Source organism: Bradyrhizobium sp. (assembly GCF_049586575.1).
GTDB lineage: Bacteria > Pseudomonadota > Alphaproteobacteria > Rhizobiales > Xanthobacteraceae > Bradyrhizobium.
The window spans coordinates 1-4,096 of the sequence record NZ_JBAVCF010000735.1 but is presented as its reverse complement, the minus strand read 5'-3'; the positions used below and the strand labels follow the sequence as shown (position 1 = coordinate 4,096).

Here is a 4,096-nt window from a genome sequence, read left to right as displayed (position 1 = left end):
ACGCAAAGCGGGATACTTAGGGACGGATCGCGATGCAGCAGCACCAGCATCTGGGCATCGTCGATCCCGCGCAGCGCAATGCCGCGAAAATCGCTGACACGAAGATTGATGGCCATCCGCATGCCCTGGACGGCACGCCGGAGCACGACCCGCTCGCGATGAAGTTCGATGCGACGCACGCCGTTGTCGGCGCGGACATCGTGCGCATCGAAGCTCACGGGTAAAGAGAGAGGGTCGAGCCGCAATGCGCGGCTCGACCCGGCGGGATTGATCCCGCTTGTTGCTGTTTGACGCCTCACGGCTTTGTCTCCCCGCCGGGTGTTCCCGGTCGTTGGGAGAGAGCATGCCAGAGCGGTGTCCGGATTGGCTTAAAAAGGCTGGTTAATCCGTCGTCACCGGCTTTGCTTCGGTCGGCATGATTGACAACACCTTGGTCCGCATGATTGACGAGACCTTGCAATGTTGTTGAAATTCTTCTGTTTTGACGGCGTGAAAATGCTTGAAATCCCCGTGAATCAGGAACATCTGATGTTTCAAGTGATTTGCTTTCGAAGCTTCTCCGCCCCTCCGTAAATCCCCGGGATTTTGTTCGTGATCTCTTCACCATCAAGCGCATCGTCGCTTTCGGCTGAGGCCGCCACCGCCAAGCTGTTCGATCAATCGGCGCTAACGACGCTGGCGCAACGCCTTGTCGAGGCCGCGCGACGCGCCGGCGCCGATGCTGCGGATGCGGTTGCCGTGCGTGGCATCTCGCAAGGGGTCGAAGTACGCGACGGCCGTGTCGAGGAATCCGAACGCTCGGAAGGCGATGACGTCGGTCTGCGCGTGCTCGTCGGCAAGCGCCAGGCCGTGGTCTCGACCAACGATGTCAGCGGCGACGGCGTGACACGCCTCGCGGAGCGGGCGGTCGCCATGGCGCGCGTGGCGCCGGATGACGATTATGTCGGACTCGCCGATCCCTCGCTGCTCACACGCGAGTTCCCCGATCTTGATCTGCTCGATCCGCGTGTGCCGACGACGGCCGAACTCGAGCGCCGCGCCAGCGAAGCGGAAGCCGCAGCGCTTGCGATCAAAGGTGTCACCAAATCGGGTGGCGCGTCGGCATCGACCGGAATTGGCGGCATGGTGCTCGTGACCAGCACAGGTTTTCACGGCGCGTATTTGCGTTCCAGCCAAGGCATTTCGGTGACGGCGATTTCGGGCGAAGGCACCGCCATGGAGCGCGACTACGATTTCACGGCCGCGCCGCATGCCGCCGATCTCGCCACGCCCGAGAGCGTCGGGCGCACCGCGGGCGAACGCACGGTCGCGCGCGCCAATCCGCGCAAGGTCGAAACCTGCAAGGTGCCGGTTGTGTTCGACCCGCGCGTATCCGGCTCACTGGTCGGCCATCTGGTGGGCGCGATCAATGGCGCGTCGATCGCGCGCAAGACGAGCTTTCTGAAAGATCGCCTCGGCGAGCAACTCTTTGCCAGCAACATTCGCATCATCGACGATCCGTTGCGCCGTCGGGGCCTGCGCTCGCAGCCGTTCGACGCCGAGGGCGTCAAGGTCAAGAAGCTCGCGATTATCGATCAGGGCGTTTTGACCACATGGCTGCTGGATTGCGCGACTGCACGCGAATTGAAGCTCACAACCACTGGCCACGCCCATCGCGGCGTATCGTCTTCGCCGTCGCCGGGATCGTATAACCTGCATCTCGAGGCCGGTGAACCGACGCCGGCAGAACTGATCTCCGATATTCGCCGGGGCTTCTATGTGACCGATCTGATCGGTTCAGGCGTCAACGGGGTGACCGGCGACTATAGTCGCGGCGCGTCCGGCTTTTGGATCGAAAACGGCAAGATCACCTATCCGGTGAGCGAGGTGACGATTGCCGGTCACCTTCTCGACATCTTCAAATCGCTGACGCCGGCCAACGATCTTGCATTTCGTTATGGCGTCAACGCGCCGACGCTGCGGATCGAGGGATTGACCCTTGGCGGACGGTGATGCCGGGAACGATGTGGATCCGGACCATTTTGCGCGCGATGCCGCCCTTTTGACCGGCGCGGTGAGGGAAGCCGGCGCGCTTGCGCTCTCGCTGTTCCGGACTGAATTGAAGAACTGGACCAAGGGTGCGTCATCCCCGGTGTCCGAGGCCGATATCGCGGTCAATGATCTGATCGCCGCCAGGCTTCGCTCCGCCACGCCCGACTATGGCTGGCTATCCGAGGAAAGTGCCGACGACCAGACACGTATCGGCAAGCATCTAGTCTGGATCGTCGATCCGATCGATGGCACTCGCGCCTATCTCGCCGGCCGAGAGGACTGGTGCGTCAGCGTGGCGCTGGTTGCAGATGCGCAGCCGGTGATCGCTGTGGTGTTCGCGCCGGCAAGCGATGAATTCTTTTTTGCGCAGGCCGGGCGTGGGTCACGGCTCAATGGCGCTCCCGTCCACGCGACGCCGGGCGCGGGGCTTGATTTTTCCCGCATCGCCGGTCCGAAGCCGCTGATCGAGCGGCTAAATCGCTCGGGTGGCGAAATCTCGCTTCATCCCCGGATCGGATCGCTGGCGCTCCGCTTGTGCCGGGTCGCCGACGGGAAGCTGGATGCGGCTTTTGCAGGCGGTCAAAGCCGCGATTGGGATCTTGCGGCGGCCAATTTGATCGTGGAGGAAGCGAATGGTAGCATGACCGCGCTATCGGGGGCCCCCATCCTGTACAATCGCCGCGAGGTGGCGCACGGGATTTTGGTGGCGGCGGGGCGTGATCGTCATGCAAGTATTGTCGAGCAGTTTCGAAGCGATCCTTTGCCTTGAGGATGTGCCGAACGCTCCGAAAACTTTGCCGGCCAGGCTCAGCTTGGGAAGAGGGATCATGTCGGATAGTGCCCCACAGCAACTGTTGCATCTGGTTCTTGGCGGCGAATTGAGCGATCTTGCGCACAACACGTTCAAGGACCTTTCAAGGGTGGAAATCGTGGGTCTTTTCCCAAACTACGCGAGCGCCCATACGGCATGGAGGTCGAAGGCGCAGCAGACCGTCGATAACGCCCAGATGAGATATTTCATCGTTCATCTCCACCGGCTGCTTGACCCCGAACAAGACACGAAGTCCGGCCATTGAAAAAGCTGGTTCGCGATCTGCTGCGCAGCAACTGGTTTCAGCGCGCTGTCGGTTCGCTCACGGCCGTATTGCTGCGGCTCGTCTGGCGCACCAACCGCTTCAGCTTCGATCCTCCTGATGTATATGAGATCGTCGAGCCGCTGATGCCGGCGATCTTTGCCTTCTGGCACGGCCAGCACTTCCTCACCCCTTTCGTCAAGACCAAGGATCTCCATCGCGTCAAGGTATTGATCTCGCGGCATCGCGACGGCGAATTCAACGCCATCGCTGCCGAACGGCTCGGGATCGGCACCATCAGGGGTTCCGGGGATCACGGTTCGGCATTTCATCGCAAGGGCGGCGTCGGTGCTTTCAGGGAGATGGTGCGGGCCCTCGAAGAGGGCTATAACGTTGCGTCGACCGCCGACGTGCCGAAGCGCTCGCGAGTAGCGGGGCTAGGCATCATCATGCTGGCGCGCGAATCCGGACGGCCGATCATGCCGTTTGCGATGGTGACCAGCCGCTACTGGCGTTTGAAGAACTGGGACCAGACCACGATCAATTTGCCATTCGGGCGCGGGGCATTGGTGGGAGGCGAAATAATCATGGTGCCACCCGACGCCGACGCTGAGAAGATGGAAGAACTGCGCGCGCGGTTAGAGGCTACCCTGAACGACGTCATGGTGCGGGCCTATGCACAGGTGGGACGCCCCGAAGGAGCGCCCCATGGCTAATGCGCTGCCGATGACGCTGCGGGTCTACCGGCGGCTGTCCTCGGTGGCGGTGCCGCTGGCGCCTGCGCTGATCAAGCGGCGGCTGAAACAGGGCAAGGAGGATCCGGCGCGCGTCGGTGAACGACGCGGCGTGAGCGGGGATGTCCGGCCGCGCGGACCGCTGGTCTGGATTCACGGCGCCAGCGTCGGCGAAGTCCTGGCCGCCGCCGCCCTGATCGAAAGGGTGCGCGCGCTGAATATCCGCATCCTGCTGACGTCAGGTACGGTGACCTCGGC

General features: G+C 62.5%; 6 protein-coding genes. 5 read left to right on the top strand and 1 reads right to left on the bottom strand.

Features of this window, described 5'->3' with window-relative positions; translation table 11 throughout:
* The coding region (locus WB528_RS26695) for a DUF6101 family protein (protein ID WP_423892344.1) at positions 1–299 on the bottom strand (299 nt) is incomplete at its 3' end.
* A gap of 292 nt (positions 300–591) precedes the next feature.
* On the opposite strand from WB528_RS26695, the gene WB528_RS26690 reads away from it, so the two are divergent.
* The 5 genes from WB528_RS26690 to WB528_RS26670 form a co-directional block, all read left to right on the top strand.
* Complete coding sequence (locus tag WB528_RS26690) at positions 592–1,992, top strand: TldD/PmbA family protein (protein WP_423892343.1); 1,401 nt, start codon at positions 592–594, stop codon at positions 1,990–1,992.
* On the top strand, positions 1,979–2,800 hold the full coding sequence (locus tag WB528_RS26685; protein WP_423892342.1) for a 3'(2'),5'-bisphosphate nucleotidase CysQ: 822 nt from the start codon (positions 1,979–1,981) through the stop codon (positions 2,798–2,800). The genes WB528_RS26690 and WB528_RS26685 overlap by 14 nt, the downstream gene beginning before the upstream one ends.
* Before the next feature lie 58 nt (positions 2,801–2,858).
* A complete protein-coding gene (locus WB528_RS26680) occupies positions 2,859–3,107 on the top strand; it encodes a DUF4170 domain-containing protein (RefSeq protein WP_423892341.1) in 249 nt (82 codons plus the stop codon).
* Complete coding sequence (locus WB528_RS26675; RefSeq protein WP_423892340.1) at positions 3,104–3,820, top strand: lysophospholipid acyltransferase family protein; 717 nt, start codon at positions 3,104–3,106, stop codon at positions 3,818–3,820. The genes WB528_RS26680 and WB528_RS26675 overlap by 4 nt, the downstream gene beginning before the upstream one ends.
* On the top strand, positions 3,813–4,096 hold a 284-nt coding region (locus WB528_RS26670; protein WP_423892339.1), incomplete at its 3' end, for a glycosyltransferase N-terminal domain-containing protein. The genes WB528_RS26675 and WB528_RS26670, both read left to right, overlap by 8 nt.

Excerpts from the sequence above, each read along its gene's own strand:
- WB528_RS26680 (WP_423892341.1), top strand. The coding sequence starts at position 2,859 with ATGTCGGATAGTGCCCCACAGCAACTGTTGCATCTGGTTCTTGGCGGC.